Here is a 362-nt window from a genome sequence, read left to right as displayed (position 1 = left end):
TGTTGTACAGTAAAAACTATGCCAACTTATGAAGTTAGGAGCATTTTTGTTAATTTACGAATATAACGCTTTCCTCAGGATTTTAATTTAATTTAGCAGCCATAAAATTTTCACAATGTCGCAGGAAAAACCGCTGATCTTAGTTACAAATGATGACGGAATAACCGCCCCCGGAATAAGAGCTCTTATCGATGTAATGAAACAATTGGGAGATGTGATCGTGGTAGCACCCGATAGCCCACAAAGCGGAATGGGACATGCGATCACTATTAGCGACACCCTCTTTTGTGATCCGGTTACGGTAAAAGAAAATTATAAACACAAAGAATACAGCTGTTCAGGAACTCCGGCCGATTGTGTAA

At 39.5% G+C, this 362-nt stretch carries 1 protein-coding gene; it reads left to right on the top strand.

From position 1 onward, the window contains the following. Window positions 1-115: 115 nt before the first annotated feature. A partial coding sequence (locus tag HC175_RS20865) for a 5'/3'-nucleotidase SurE (RefSeq protein WP_235942721.1) occupies window positions 116-362 on the top strand: 247 nt, incomplete at its 3' end.

Source organism: Salinimicrobium oceani, assembly GCF_012037645.1.
The sequence above is the reverse complement of the archived record's forward strand: the minus strand, read 5'-3'. Positions and strand labels throughout refer to the sequence as shown.